The sequence below is a fragment of the Pseudochrobactrum sp. AO18b genome (assembly GCF_000409565.1).
Taxonomy (GTDB): domain Bacteria; phylum Pseudomonadota; class Alphaproteobacteria; order Rhizobiales; family Rhizobiaceae; genus Pseudochrobactrum; species Pseudochrobactrum saccharolyticum.
Genome location: NZ_ANNO01000128.1, coordinates 1 through 13,329 on the forward strand (window position 1 = coordinate 1; position 13,329 = coordinate 13,329).

Consider the following 13,329-nt stretch of genomic DNA (forward strand, 5'->3'; position numbering starts at 1 on the left):
ACCGGTTTTATCAACGATCAGCGTATCCACTTTCGCCATACGCTCCAGCGCCTCGGCATCCTTGATAAGCACACCAGCCTGCGCACCGCGTCCTGTTGCCGTCATAATCGACATTGGCGTTGCCAATCCCAGCGCACAGGGACAAGCGATAATCAGCACCGAGACCGCTGCGACAATGGCATAGATCATGCTCGGCTCCGGCCCCCACAGCGCCCAGCCGATAAAGGACAGGATCGCAACGACAATAACCATCGGCACAAAATAGAATGAAATCCGGTCAGCCAGTCCCTGAATAGGCGCACGGGAGCGCTGGGCTTTGGCAACCATATCCACAATCTGCGACAGCATGGTTTCCGCGCCGATTTTCTCCGCCTGCATGACCAGCGAGCCGTTTTTATTCACGGTACCACCGATCACTTTATCACCTTCGGTCTTTTCAACCGGCACCGGTTCGCCGGTAATCATCGCCTCATCGACAGAGGAACGGCCCTCCACCACGATACCGTCTACCGGCACGCTGTCACCGGGGCGGATACGTAACTTGTCACCGGCCTGCACTTCATCCAGAGGCACATCGGCTTCACTGCCATCAGCAGCAATACGGCGTGCAGTTTTCGGCGCCAGATCAAGCAGAGCGCGGATAGCCGAGCCGGTACGCTCGCGGGCACGCAGTTCCAGCACCTGCCCAAGAAAGACCAGCGTGACAATAACGGCTGCGGCCTCGAAATAAACCGGAACCGAACCGCCATGTCCACGGAAGGAATGCGGGAACATATCCGGAAACAGGATTGCAACCACGCTGTAAAGATAGGCGGCTCCGACACCGATCATAATCAGCGTCCACATATTCGGACTGCGGTTTTTAAACGAGTCGACACCGCGCTTGAAAAACGGCAGCGCCGCCCAGAGTACCACCGGTGTCGCCAGTATAAACTCCAGCCAGACCGTTCTTTGCTCCCCTATCCATTCACGAACAGGCAGACCAAGCATTGGTCCCATTGTGACTATCAGCAAAGGGATAGAACAGATCGCGCTTACCCAGAAGCGGCGTGTAAAATCCACTAATTCAGGGTTAGGCCCGTCATCAAGCGACAGCATAACCGGCTCGAGCGCCATCCCGCAAATCGGGCATGAACCCGGTTCATCACGGATAATCTCCGGATGCATCGGACAAGTATATTGCGCCCCTTTGATTGCAGGCGCAGCGGCAGATTGTGCAGTGAGATATTTCTCGGGATCGGCTTTGAATTTACTGTGACAACTATCCGAGCAGAAATGATATTCATGCCCCTTATAGGTCATGTGCGGCTTGCCTGCAGCCGGATCAACCATCATCCCGCAAACAGGGTCTTTAACCCGATTGCCGCTTTCATGGTCGCCGTGATGATGCCCGTGATGTGCATCGTGTGCATGAATTGTATGCGATGCAGTCTGTGCCATAAAAACCTCTCCTGCTTATCAACTGACAAGCAGGATAAAGGTTCCCACAATGGTAAGGTCAAGCAGTTAAATCAGACTCAGTTTCATCTTCATCATCAACAGCCGGATTTTCATCCATCAGTTCTGCGTAATCGGCATAATCCATCTGCATACGGCGATAGACCAGATATTTTGCATCGTGATAGCCAGCGATTTCACCACTACGTGGCTCCAGCACTTCACCCTTGCCACTCATCGCTGCCATTGCTTCCGGCAAGTTCGCGAAATCACCGCTGGCGACTGCACCAAGCATGGCAGAACCCAGCAGCACCGGCTCGGCCTGTTCCGGCACCAGCACGCGGCAACCGGTGGCATCCGCATGTTCACGCAAATAAAGTTGATTGCGCGCCAGACCGCCGGAAACCACCAGCGAGTCAATCTCCATGCCTTCATGGCGCATTTCTTCAAGAATATGCCTTGTGCCATAGGCCAGCGCCTGAATGGTAGCGAGATAATCCAGTGCCAGATCATCCAGTTCGTGATCCAGTGTCAGGCCGACAATCGCGCCTTTGCGCCAGCTTTCCGCCAGCGGTGAGCGGTTGCCGTGAAAATCCGGTTGTACATGCCGGTGACGGGTCAGGGTTGCGGTTTCTTCAGCCATTTTGGCCAGATGCGCATCCAGCAGATCAGCAATGCGCTTGCCCGGATTTTCTGCTGCCAGTTTAACCGACACCGCATGACGCGCGATCACCGCGTCAATCAAAGCACCTGCTGCTGACTGACCACCTTCATTTGCCCAGAGATCAGGCAGCAGAGCAGAATAATAAGGCCCCCAAACACCGGAAACGAAAACCGGCTCTTTGCTAAGCGCAATATGGCAGGTTGAGGTACCGGCGATCAGCGCCAGACGCTGTTTCGTTGCACTCACACCGGCATTGTCCTCAACTGCCAGCGTGCCGAGCGCGCCGGAATAAGCATCGATCAGGCCGGTGGAAACTGCGATACCAGCTTTAAGACCAAGTTCCGTTGCGGCCTGTTCCGACAATTTTCCGGCCAGTTCACCAGCCGCACCAAAGCGGTTGCCAATGGCTACAAAATTGTCGTCACCCAGTTCTTCAAGGCCGATATTCTCAAGGAACGCACTGTCCCAGCCCTCTCCGGCTTTGCCCCGATCACCGAGATAAGTCCATTTGCAAACCGGTGAGCAAAGCGAGCGCATATCGGTGCCGGTCGCGCGATGCACCAGCCAGTCAGGCAAATCCCAGAAAGCTGCGGTCTGCGTCCAGCTCTGCGGCAGTTCACGCTTAAACCAGCGGATTTTCGGCAGTTCCATTTCCGGCGACATACGACCGCCGACATGGTTCAGCACCTTACCGCCGATTTCAGTGATCTCTTCGGCATCATTAATCGCACGGTGATCCATCCACAGGATAACATCCTGATCCGGCTCGCCTTTCGGGCTGACAGTGACCGGCTTGCCCTCCGTATCCGCAACAACCAGCGAACAAGTGGCATCAAAGCCGATACCGGCAACACTGTCTGCTGCGATTGCGGCTTCAGTCATTGCGTTTTTCATAGCCTTGCAGATCGACGCCCAGATATGCGCCGAACTCTGCTGAGCAAAATCCGCCTGCGGGCGAAAGGTTTCAATGGCACAGGCTGCAGTACCCAGTAACCGGCCCTTGCTGTCAAAAATCCCTGCTCTGGCGCTGCCGGTTCCGACATCAATTCCAATATAGTGGCGCATCATCAATCCTCATGCACAGAAGAAAATTTTGATTCCGTGCTTACAACAATTTCATGACGTATCAATAGCACTGAAAAGAGTGCTATAAACAGATCAATGGCTCTCTCTTCCAAGCCCGTTTTGCGGCAGACCCAATCGCTGACCATGACACCGCAAATGCAGCAATCGCTCAAAGTGCTGCAAATGAGCCGTGCTGAGCTGGAAGACTTTGTACAAAGTGAAATAGAAGCCAATCCGCTTTTGCAAAGAGCGCCAAGCGGTGCGCTGTCCTCCTCCGGTTCTTCGGATTATTCTGTTGAAGATTTCGGTACTGTGCAACATTCCCTGCAAGATCATGTGGCCGAGCAAATCAATCTGAGTATCAGGGACAAGACCGAGCGGCATATTGCCGAGTTGCTTTCCGAGACATTGGATGAATCCGGTTATCTCCATGCAGACTTGGCGCAAATCACCAAACGCCTGAATGTTACACCTGAACAGGTTATGCGTGTTCTGCACCAATGTCAGGCTTTTGAACCGGCAGGATTGTTTGCGCGCAATCTTGCTGAATGTCTGCGTCTGCAACTCATTGCCGATGATCGCCTGACTGCAGAAATGACCATTCTGCTTAAGCATCTTGATCTGGTAGCGAAACGTGATTTCACAACACTTAAAAAGCTCTGCGATGCGGATGATGAAGAACTGGCAGAACTACTGGGCGAACTCCGTGGTTTGAACCCCAAACCCGGTCTGATCTTCGACAGCACACCTGCCCTGACCATCATTCCCGACTTATTGGTCACCAAAACACCAAGCGGCGAATGGAGCATCACGCTTAATCCGCAGGCTCTGCCACGTGTGCTGATGAATGAAGATTATAGCCGTAAGCTCAGTGACAAGAGTCTTTCCAAAGAGGAAAAACAGTTTCTGCGAGCCTGCAAACAAAAGGCCAGCTGGCTCACACGCATTCTCGATCAACGCGCGCAGACGGTGCTCAATGTCGGTGAGCAGATCATCACTCATCAGCAAGGTTTTCTGGAAAGCGGTGCGGTTGCGCTCAAACCATTGACAATGCAGATGGTGGCCGATGCGATTGAGATGCATGAAAGCACCATCAGCCGCGTTGCCAATCAGAAATATATGATGACCCCGCAAGGTCTGTTTGAATATCGCTATTTTTTCAATTCGGCGATCAGGGGCAAAACTGGCGATGACATTGCCTCGGAAGCTGTGCGCATCAAAATCCGTACGCTGATTACGCAGGAAAACATCGACAGCATTTTGTCTGATGAAGCCATCGTGCAAAAACTTGATACTGAAGGCATTGTTATCGCCCGCCGGACAGTTGCCAAATATCGAGAGGAACTCGGCATTCCTTCCTCCGCAAAACGACGGCGGGAAATGAAACTACACGCCCAAAAAAGATAAGGCCGCGCAATCAAACACACGGCCTTATCCTTAAGCTATGGGCTCAGGAGATTACTTCGAAGCTTTAACAGTGTTGTAGCTGTTAATCAGGTTGCGGTAATCCGGAATGTGGTTTGCGAACAAAGTACCCAGACCTTCCACATCATTACGCCAGTCGCGGTGCAGCTCACAGGCAAGACCGAACCATGTCATCAGCTGTGCACCGTTAGCACTCATACGATCCCATGCGGAATGACGGGTGATTTCGTTGAATGTACCGGACGCATCGGTCACCACGAAGACTTCGAAATCTTCAGCCAGAGCCGACAGCGCAGGGAAAGCCACACAAACTTCAGTCACAACACCAGCGATAATCAGCTGTTTCTTGCCGGTTGCCTTAACGGCTTTCACGAAATCTTCGTTATCCCAGGCGTTGATCTGACCAGGACGGGCAATATAAGGCGCATTCGGGAAAAGCTCTTTCAGCTCAGGTACGAGCGGGCCGTTCGGGCCATCTTCGAAAGATGTGGTGAGAATGGTTGGCAGGTTGAAATATTTTGCCAGATCGGCAAGTGCCAGCACATTGTTTTTGAATTTATCAGGATCAATGTCACGAACCAGCGACAGCAAACCTGTCTGATGATCTACGAGAAGAACGGCTGCATTGTCTTTATCGAGGCGGTTATAAGGCTTGGACATTTTCAAAACTCCATGGTTTCAAGTTGATGAAAATGAACCTACTCGTAAGACGAAAACTCCAAAAGATAGTTATTTGGAACCACAACGTCCCATAAAAGAGACAATCAAGCTCTTTACAAAACCGGAAGGAAGACAGGCCTCCCTCCGGCATATCGACACGATTTATGCAGCGCTGAAACCATCAACACGGCAAACAATCAGATCATGATCGGAAAGCGGACGCTGATTATCATCCAGTGAAGAGATGATGCGGCTGTCAGTAATATTCAGACCACGGCTCAGGAACCAGTCCAGTTTCATTGCACGGTCAGGCCAGCGGGTGATCAGGCTCGGACGTGTGGTCATCTGATCCAGCGCACCGCTGTGACGGATGAAACCGCGCTCGGCGGCGACGCGGAACAGACCTTCCGCCTCGAAGTCACCTTCCGCATGATTGCCGGTATTGAGATCGCCGCCAATCAGCATTGGCATGCCGCCAAACTCTTCTTCCAGCGCATTAATCAGCTGTGCCACCTGCTTTTCGCGATAGGCTGCCGGAGACGCGCTTTCCAGATGCACGGATACCGCCAGAAACGGCCCGTCAACGGTTTCAATCACCGCACCGATCGCATTGCGCTCCCCCAAACGTGGCTGATCGCCGCCATTGAAAAACCACAGGCGCTCACCGGCCAGACGCTGCACAAAGATACGCTGCATCGGCACGGAAGACATCAGCGCATTGCCGTGGAAACCTTTTTCGTTGAAATCATCCTGACAGAAGGAATGCTCGATTTCCGAACCAAGTCCAAGCTCGATAAACTCCACGCCATAGGCATATTCCATATCCATATGGCGGGCGACTTCCGCTGTCATATTCTTCTGCGCGGTGCGCGCCATGCCATTGTCCATCTCGGTCAGCAGAGCCACAGCCGGTTTTTCTGCCAGCATTTTCGCAGCGCTTTCCTCAGGGAACAGACAACGCTCCAGATTCCACGCAGTGACATTAAACGGAAACGCCAGCGGTGCGGTTGAAGCAGCCTGACCACCGGTTTCCACATGGGTCATACACTCCATAGAAACCAGCTTGGCATCATGCGCAGCCATGGTTTTATCCAGCTGGGTGATGCTCTGGCGCTCCTCATGGGATGGCACATCCAGAGCAGAAACTTGTGTGCGGATCATGGTTTCAACAGTCATTACTTCAGTCATGTCATTTCTCAGTCTTGTGCAATATTTCAGGCAGAAACAGCTTGGGCTGCTTTTACAGCAGTTGCGGCAGTTTGCGACAATCCAATGCGCTTGCCGGTTTGCTTATCGAAGAAGTGCAGCTTTTCAGGCGCTACAGCCAGTCGCATCTGATCACGGATTTCAGCCTGCGGGGGCAGTGCGGCGACCAGTTTCTGATTGCCCGCATAGCCATGCACGATACGTTGTGCACCCAGCTCTTCCACATATTCTGTGCGAAACTGAATCGCCTGTTCATGCGCTTTGGCGATATGCAGATCTTCCGCACGGATACCGATTGTCACCTCGCCCTGCACAGATGGCTCCATGCCGAGATTCACAATATCTTCGCCCAGCATCAGCTGCGCCTGATGCACAGTACCGTCAGCCAAGTTCATCGCCGGAGAGCCGATAAAGCTGGCGACAAAGGTCGATGCAGGCTTGTGATAAATCTCCAGCGGCGCGCCGATCTGCTCAATCTCGCCGCCATTCAACACCACCAGACGATCCGCCAGTGTCATCGCTTCCAGCTGATCATGGGTTACATAGATCGATGTCGTACCAAGACGACGCTGTAACTGACGGATTTCTCCGCGCATGGAAACACGCAATTTGGCGTCGAGATTGGACAAAGGCTCGTCAAACAGAAACACCGCAGGTTTGCGCACAATTGCACGTCCCATTGCCACGCGCTGGCGCTGACCACCGGAAAGCGCACGCGGCTTGCGTTGCAGATAAGGTTCCAGCTCCAGCATCCGCGCAGCTTCTGCCACACGCGCCTCGATCTCGGCCTTCGGCGTTTTGCGGTTCCGCAAACCATAAGCCATATTATCATAGACCGTCATATGCGGATAAAGCGCATAGTTCTGAAATACCATGGCAATGTCACGATCTGCCGGTTCCACCTCATTCACGGTGCGGTTGCCGATTGCCACCTCACCTTCCGAGATGGTTTCCAGCCCAGCCACCATGCGCAGCAAAGTGGACTTTCCGCAGCCGGAAGGGCCGACCAGAACAATGAATTCGCCGTCTTTAATATCGATATTCACTGCACTGACGGCTTTAGTGCCGCCCGCATAGATTTTCGATACATTTTCAATTTTAACCTGTGCCATTGAAGGCTCCTAAAATCTCTTACTTGTCGCTCTCGGTCAGACCTTTGATGAACCAACGCTGGAACACCACGACGATCAGCACCGGCGGCACCATGGCCAGCACGGCAAGAGCAAAAGCCTCGTTATAATCCGGAATTTGCGCCCCGACCCACACCTGCAAAATCTGCTTGATACCGCGCATCAGCGTGAAGAAGCTCTCATCGGTCGTCACCAGCATCGGCCAGAGATATTGGTTCCAGCCATAGACAAACATGATGATAAACATTGCGGCGATCATGGTGCGTGACAGCGGCAACAACACATCGATGAAAAATTTCACCGGTCCTGCCCCGTCAATACGGGAGGCCTCCAGCAATTCATCCGGCACCGATTTAAAGAACTGCCGGAAATAGAAAGTACCCGTAGCCGAGGCCAGCAGCGGCACAATCAGCCCTGAATAACTGTTGAGCATACCGAAGGACGACACCACCTGATAAGAAGGCACGATACGTACTTCCAGCGGCAGCAACAGCGTGGTGAAAATCAGCCAGAATGCCAGCGTGGCAAAGCGAAAGCGGAAATAGACAATCGCATAGGCCGCCAGCATCGACAGCACAATCTTGCCGATTGCAAAACCGAGGCCGAGGATCAGCGAATTCAGCAGCATCCGCGAGCCGGTGATCTGTCCGGTGAAACCGCCCTCACGGGTCAGCACATTGCTATAGGTTTCCGTGAAGTTGCCGCCCCAGCTCAGAGACAGACCGTTGGAGTGAATATCCGCCGCCGTATGGCTGGAGGTGGTGAAAGCCACCACCACCGGCAAGATCAGAAACAGCGCTCCGGCCAGCAGGATCAGATGATCGGTAATCTTAACTTTATGCATCTCGTCACCCGCTTAATTGTAATGAATGCGCCGCTCGACGAAGCGGAACTGCACGATGGTCAGCGTGAATACCACCACCATCAGAATGACGGATTGTGCCGAAGAGCTGCCGATGTCATTACCGCGGAAGCCATCCATGAACACTTTATAGACCAGCGTAATCGGATTATTGGCGGCCTTATCCTTCACCATCACGTCGATCACACCGAAAGTATCGAACAGCGAATAGGTGATATTGATAATCAGCAGAAAGAACACGGTCGGTGCCAGCAAAGGCAGAATGACCGTGCGGAAACGACGGGCACCGGAACGGCAATCCATCACCGCAGCCTCACGCACCGAGGCCGGAACCGCCTGCAAGCCGGACAGGATAAAAATGAAATTATAAGGGATCTGTTTCCAGACTGAGACGACGATCATCGCAAACGCTGTGTCGAAATAGTTCAGCCCGACTTTCATATCCCAGCCGAACCATGCAGCCATTTTCACAAACGGGCCGATATGCTGGTCGAAGATCATCATCCCGATGAGACCGGCAACCGGCGGCGCAATGGCATAGACCGAGATCAGCACTGTTTTATAGGCAGCATTGCCACGGATAACCGCATCAGCTTTTACCGCCAGCAACATGCCAATGCCCAACGACAGGGCTGTAACAATAATCGTAAAAATCGCCGTAAAACCGGCAATGCCGCGATATTCAGGGCTAACCAGTACATCCGTATAGTTTTCCAGCCCGACAAAGGTCGCACCGAAACCGAACGGGTCTTCAATATAGAAGGATGACTGAATGGCCTGAACAGACGGCCAATAAAAGAAAATTAAAACAACAGCCAGCTGCGGCGCCAGCAAAAGATAGGGCAGCAGGCGTGAATTAAACTGCACCCGCTTGGCTGCTTCTGGCTGTTTTGCATTACCAATCAGCGGCAAGCGCGAGAAGAACGCAGCGAGCTTTGAAGGTTGAGAAGTCTGGATATATGCCACGCGGCAAATCCCCGTCTTTTTGAGAAGCATCTATTAAAAACGGGGTCAGGCATGATTTGCTCCGACCCCGTTCATCACATTGAGAAAATCTCAGTTGTTATTTCGCGGTCTTTGCGAAACGGGTCAGCAGGTCATTGCCTTCTTTTTCAACTGTCTCGAAAGCCTGTTTAACAGTGGTTTCGCCAGCGAAAATACGGTTATATTCGCGTTCCATGATGGTCCGGATCTGCGGGTAGAAACCGAGGCGGTAGCCTTTCGACCAGTCACCGGACTGCAACATCAGCTGCTTGATGCCGACTTCGGCAACCGGTGTCTTTTCGTAATAGCCTTCAGATTTAGCCAGTTCATATGCAGCTTTGGTGATCGCCACATAGCCGGTTGCCTGATGGTAATATTTCTGCACTTCCGGCGAAGTCAGGAACTGGAAGAAGTCAGCCACGCATTTGTTTTCTGCGTCCGGCTTACCGGCCATGGCGAACAGAGCTGCACCACCGATAAATGTGTTGGTGCCTGCACCGTCAACGGCTTTCCAATAAGGCAGGAAGTCAGCGGAGAATTCCATTTTTGCAGTTTTCTGCAGGCCACCGAAAGAACCGGAAGAACCGATCCAGAAAGCAACTTTACCTTCATCAAAAGGCTTCTGATTATCTGCCCAGCCTGCACCGTAGAAGCCGAAATAGCCTTTATCAGCCCAATCTTTCAGCTTTTCGAACATCATGATGAGGTTCGGATCAGTCACATTCAGCTTGGTGTCCTGAACGCTGTCATAACCGTTATTATTGGTGGCGAACTGGATGTTCTGACGGGAGAAGAAGTTCTCGGTGAACTGCCATGTCAGCTGCGAAGCGGTAAGCGGAATATAACCGGCTTCTTTAAGCTTCGGTGCAACGACTTCAAACTCTTCCCAGGTCTTCGGGGCTTCAACACCAGCCTTTTTCAGCGCTTCGGTATTGATATACATGATCGGCGCGGAGGAGTTGAACGGCATACCAACAAACTTGCCATCCGGAGCCGCATAGAAATAGCGCACGCCTTCGATAAAGGCTTCACGGTCAAATTTATAACCGGCATTGTTGATCAGGTCTTCAGCAGGAACAGTTGCGCCTTTTGCATTGATGATAGTGGCTGCACCGGCATCAAAAACCTGAAGAATATTCGGCTGTTCGCCGGAGCGGAATGCAGCAATACCGGAGGCCAGCGCTTCTTCATAAGAACCTTTGGAAACCGGTGTCAGCGCGCAGGACTGCTGGGATTCATTGAAGCGCTTGGAGATCTCATTGATCACGTCAGCATTCGCGCCGCCCATGCCGTGCCACCAGCTGATATTGGTTGCAGCCATTGACGATGTTGCAGAGACGGTGAGTGTCAAAGCGGCGATAGAAAGTTTTCTGAACATTGCAGATCCCGTTTGTTGAAAAACTGGTTCCGCAATAGAGGGTGGATATGACACCGAATTAACAGGAATGAATCAGATTTATGAAACACACCGAAACCGGCAAGTTGCATAAATCTGCCACTGCCTGCCCTGTGCAAACTTAAGAAGGCTTACCTCACGACAGGAAAATGAAATCCAGAATGATCGTGGAAAATAACAGGCCAATCATCACATATTGAAATCGCCTGCGCTTAATATTCATCGCAATCAGAATAACGATGGTTTCCAGCACCATGACAACCGGCAGAACGACCATATTATCGGTTTCATTTTTAATGAAGGATGTTCTGATCTGTTCAAAAGACTGCATACTGTTGATGAAAATAAAGAGGGCAAAAAGCCATTTCTTTCGCGAAAAGAAATAGGTCTCGTAATCCCCGTATTCTTTAATGTCATCCGGCGTCAGGGTAACGCAGATGAAAAACAGACCAAAGACATAAAACAGCTCTAAGATATAAGTAACAATATCATAGGTTTTGCTGTTGCTCTCGATGAGATAATCCCACCAGAACTGAATAATCCATAAAAATACAACCAGTATCCAGCCGATGTGGATATAGGATATCTTATTCTTCGAAGGGTGCTGAATAAATTTGGACGCGAAGACCAGCAAGCGCGACAGGCACAAGCTTATGCCCATGCCATTGATAATGCGCATATGCGAAAAAACATCAGCCTGACTGACAAGAATATCCGCTGCCATTGGCAAGCTCCCCTCCGGATAAGCGCATTATAAACTGCCGGATCACATCCCCTCCGGCTGTCATTTTATTTATTAGTAAATTATCAGCTCAAATGATGCCGACATAGTCAGAAGCAGAGCACCCAGAATTGCCAGAATCAAGCCGGTTCTGAAATGTTTGGATGCTTTAACAACCAAGCCCTTGTCATCGCTTTGACCCGCATCACCATGCAGGGATGTGGAGAACAATACGACCAGCAAACCGATCAGCAGTGTGAATGAACCCGCAGCACTCAGCAGATCACAGATAAAAAGCGTTAAATTGGTATTGGTCATAGAAGCTTCACCGGACAGATTACAAAATTACCCGTGATGGTTATAAACTCTGCCCGCTCATGACAAGCCTGAAGATTTCAATAGATCATAATGTTGAGCAATAATTCCCACCATAATTTATGCGCTTTTCTGATGTCATGCAGAAACAACACTGGTCTTAACTTCGGTTCATGCGATACAACGCATGAATTATTAAAAGATGCAGCAAGCATGAATAAAAATACGGAGGAGCGCTCAAGATGCATTATGCGCGTATTACCGAGCGTTTGAGCAGCAAAGGCTCACACAAATGGGCTGTCCATATGCGCGCCCGCGAGATGAAAGCCGCAGGCGAAGATATTATCGAGCTGACCATCGGCGAGCCGGATATTCCGACACCTGCCGATATGATTGATGAGGCTGCCCGCTCTATGCGCGCAGGCCGCACCCGCTATACCAGCGGCCGTGGGGAGCCGTCGATTCTTGCAGCTCTGTCTGACAAATATTCGAAGCGCACCGGTCGCAAGATCAGCCAGCAGCAGATTCTCTGCTTTCCTGGCACACAAAGCGCACTGGCAATTGCCATGCTTGGTCTGGCCGAAGAAGGTGACGAAGTCATCACCACCAATCCGTGCTATGCGACTTATGAAGGCGTGATTAAAGCAACCGGTGCCACACCGGTCTATATGCCGGTCAGTGAAACCAACGGTTTCCGCCTGCAGGCTGCCGATCTGGAAAAAGCAATCACACCACGTTCGCGCGTGCTGCTGCTCAACTCACCGCATAACCCGACCGGCGCCATGCTGAGCCGTGAAGAAATCGCAGCCATCGGCGAAGTCTGCCGCAAGCACAACCTCTGGATCATCTCCGACGAGGTTTATGAATTGCTGGTCTTTGACGGTGAATTTGCCTCTCCGCTTGATCTGCCAGAACTGGCCGAGCGTACCGTTGTGGTTGCCTCGATTTCCAAATCCCATTCCGCGCCGGGCTTCCGCAGCGGCTGGTGCATCGGACCGGAAGATTTTACGGATCGCCTGCTGCCTTTGTCAGAATATCTGCTGTTCGGCGTACAGCCTTTCATCGCGGATATGACTGCCTATGCGCTGAACCGTCCGGCAACCGCCGCTCAGCAAATGCTTGAAAATTTCTACCGCCGTGCGCAAATGATTTCCGAGCGCCTCGATGGTCATGCCGGAATTTCCTGCAAGATCCCGCAGGCAGGCATGTTCATTCTGGCAGATATCCGCGCCACCGGCATGACCGGTGCGGAATTTGCGATGCGCCTGCTGGAAGAAGAAAAGATTGCGACTATGCCCGGCGATTCCTTCGGCAGCAATCTGGTCGGCTTTTTGCGTCTGAGCCTGAGCGTGGCGGATGATCAGATTGATGCAGCCTGTGCCGGTATGGTGCGGCTTGCACAACGTATCACACTGGAAAAAGCAGCCTGATTTCACCTCTTTCCAATACAAAGCCCCCCCCCCC

The 13,329-nt window shown here is 51.9% G+C and carries 12 protein-coding genes; 2 read left to right on the top strand and 10 right to left on the bottom strand.

What is annotated here, in order from left to right; translation table 11 throughout:
* Window positions 1-1,440 (bottom strand): HAD-IC family P-type ATPase (locus tag A918_RS19525; protein WP_022710058.1); only part of this gene is annotated, 1,440 nt, incomplete at its 3' end.
* Window positions 1,441-1,498: 58 nt separating this feature from the next.
* Window positions 1,499-3,169, bottom strand: a complete 1,671-nt coding sequence (locus A918_RS19530) for an FGGY-family carbohydrate kinase (RefSeq protein ID WP_051138989.1) — start codon at window positions 3,167-3,169, stop codon at window positions 1,499-1,501.
* A gap of 93 nt (window positions 3,170-3,262) precedes the next feature.
* Here A918_RS19530 and rpoN point away from each other — a divergent pair, with 93 nt between their 5' ends.
* Window positions 3,263-4,573: an RNA polymerase factor sigma-54 gene (gene rpoN / locus A918_RS0105360; protein ID WP_022710060.1), complete on the top strand. Its 1,311-nt coding sequence runs from the start codon at window positions 3,263-3,265 to the stop codon at window positions 4,571-4,573.
* A gap of 51 nt (window positions 4,574-4,624) precedes the next feature.
* Here the strand turns inward: rpoN and ycaC are convergent, their stop codons facing one another.
* The 8 genes from ycaC to A918_RS0105400 all read right to left on the bottom strand — a co-directional run bounded on the left by ycaC (window position 4,625) and on the right by A918_RS0105400 (window position 11,868).
* The gene (ycaC, locus tag A918_RS0105365) at window positions 4,625-5,251 is read right to left on the bottom strand and encodes an isochorismate family cysteine hydrolase YcaC (protein WP_022710061.1); all 627 of its coding nucleotides are present in this window, start codon (window positions 5,249-5,251) and stop codon (window positions 4,625-4,627) included.
* 162 nt (window positions 5,252-5,413) lie between these two features.
* Window positions 5,414-6,439 carry an endonuclease/exonuclease/phosphatase family protein gene (locus A918_RS0105370; protein WP_371257503.1) on the bottom strand — a complete coding sequence of 342 codons (1,026 nt, stop codon included), beginning with the start codon at window positions 6,437-6,439 and terminating at the stop codon, window positions 5,414-5,416.
* Window positions 6,440-6,465: 26 nt separating this feature from the next.
* Entirely contained in the window at window positions 6,466-7,569 is a 1,104-nt protein-coding gene (locus A918_RS0105375; protein WP_022710063.1) for a sn-glycerol-3-phosphate import ATP-binding protein UgpC, read from the bottom strand.
* A gap of 19 nt (window positions 7,570-7,588) precedes the next feature.
* Complete coding sequence (ugpE, locus tag A918_RS0105380; RefSeq protein WP_022710064.1) at window positions 7,589-8,431, bottom strand: sn-glycerol-3-phosphate ABC transporter permease UgpE; 843 nt, start codon at window positions 8,429-8,431, stop codon at window positions 7,589-7,591.
* Between the two features lie 12 nt (window positions 8,432-8,443).
* Window positions 8,444-9,361, bottom strand: coding sequence for a carbohydrate ABC transporter permease (locus A918_RS0105385; RefSeq protein ID WP_245257294.1), 918 nt, complete (start codon window positions 9,359-9,361; stop codon window positions 8,444-8,446).
* A gap of 151 nt (window positions 9,362-9,512) precedes the next feature.
* Window positions 9,513-10,811, bottom strand: a complete 1,299-nt coding sequence (locus tag A918_RS0105390; RefSeq protein WP_022710066.1) for an extracellular solute-binding protein — start codon at window positions 10,809-10,811, stop codon at window positions 9,513-9,515.
* Between the two features lie 154 nt (window positions 10,812-10,965).
* Window positions 10,966-11,553 (bottom strand): hypothetical protein, encoded by a 588-nt coding sequence (locus A918_RS21270; RefSeq protein ID WP_022710067.1) that lies wholly within the window; start codon window positions 11,551-11,553, stop codon window positions 10,966-10,968.
* Window positions 11,554-11,625: 72 nt separating this feature from the next.
* Complete coding sequence (locus A918_RS0105400) at window positions 11,626-11,868, bottom strand: hypothetical protein (protein WP_022710068.1); 243 nt, start codon at window positions 11,866-11,868, stop codon at window positions 11,626-11,628.
* Window positions 11,869-12,107: 239 nt separating this feature from the next.
* On the opposite strand from A918_RS0105400, the gene A918_RS0105405 reads away from it, so the two are divergent.
* Complete coding sequence (locus A918_RS0105405; RefSeq protein ID WP_022710069.1) at window positions 12,108-13,295, top strand: pyridoxal phosphate-dependent aminotransferase; 1,188 nt, start codon at window positions 12,108-12,110, stop codon at window positions 13,293-13,295.
* Window positions 13,296-13,329: the final 34 nt, after the last annotated feature.

Excerpts from the sequence above, each read along its gene's own strand:
- A918_RS19530 (WP_051138989.1), bottom strand. The coding sequence starts at position 3,169 with ATGATGCGCCACTATATTGGAATTGATGTCGGAACCGGCAGCGCCAGA.
- rpoN (WP_022710060.1), top strand. The coding sequence starts at position 3,263 with ATGGCTCTCTCTTCCAAGCCCGTTTTGCGGCAGACCCAATCGCTGACC.
- ycaC (WP_022710061.1), bottom strand. The coding sequence starts at position 5,251 with ATGTCCAAGCCTTATAACCGCCTCGATAAAGACAATGCAGCCGTTCTT.
- A918_RS0105370 (WP_371257503.1), bottom strand. The coding sequence starts at position 6,439 with ATGACTGAAGTAATGACTGTTGAAACCATGATCCGCACACAAGTTTCT.
- A918_RS0105375 (WP_022710063.1), bottom strand. The coding sequence starts at position 7,569 with ATGGCACAGGTTAAAATTGAAAATGTATCGAAAATCTATGCGGGCGGC.
- ugpE (WP_022710064.1), bottom strand. The coding sequence starts at position 8,431 with ATGCATAAAGTTAAGATTACCGATCATCTGATCCTGCTGGCCGGAGCG.
- A918_RS0105390 (WP_022710066.1), bottom strand. The coding sequence starts at position 10,811 with ATGTTCAGAAAACTTTCTATCGCCGCTTTGACACTCACCGTCTCTGCA.
- A918_RS21270 (WP_022710067.1), bottom strand. The coding sequence starts at position 11,553 with ATGGCAGCGGATATTCTTGTCAGTCAGGCTGATGTTTTTTCGCATATG.
- A918_RS0105400 (WP_022710068.1), bottom strand. The coding sequence starts at position 11,868 with ATGACCAATACCAATTTAACGCTTTTTATCTGTGATCTGCTGAGTGCT.
- A918_RS0105405 (WP_022710069.1), top strand. The coding sequence starts at position 12,108 with ATGCATTATGCGCGTATTACCGAGCGTTTGAGCAGCAAAGGCTCACAC.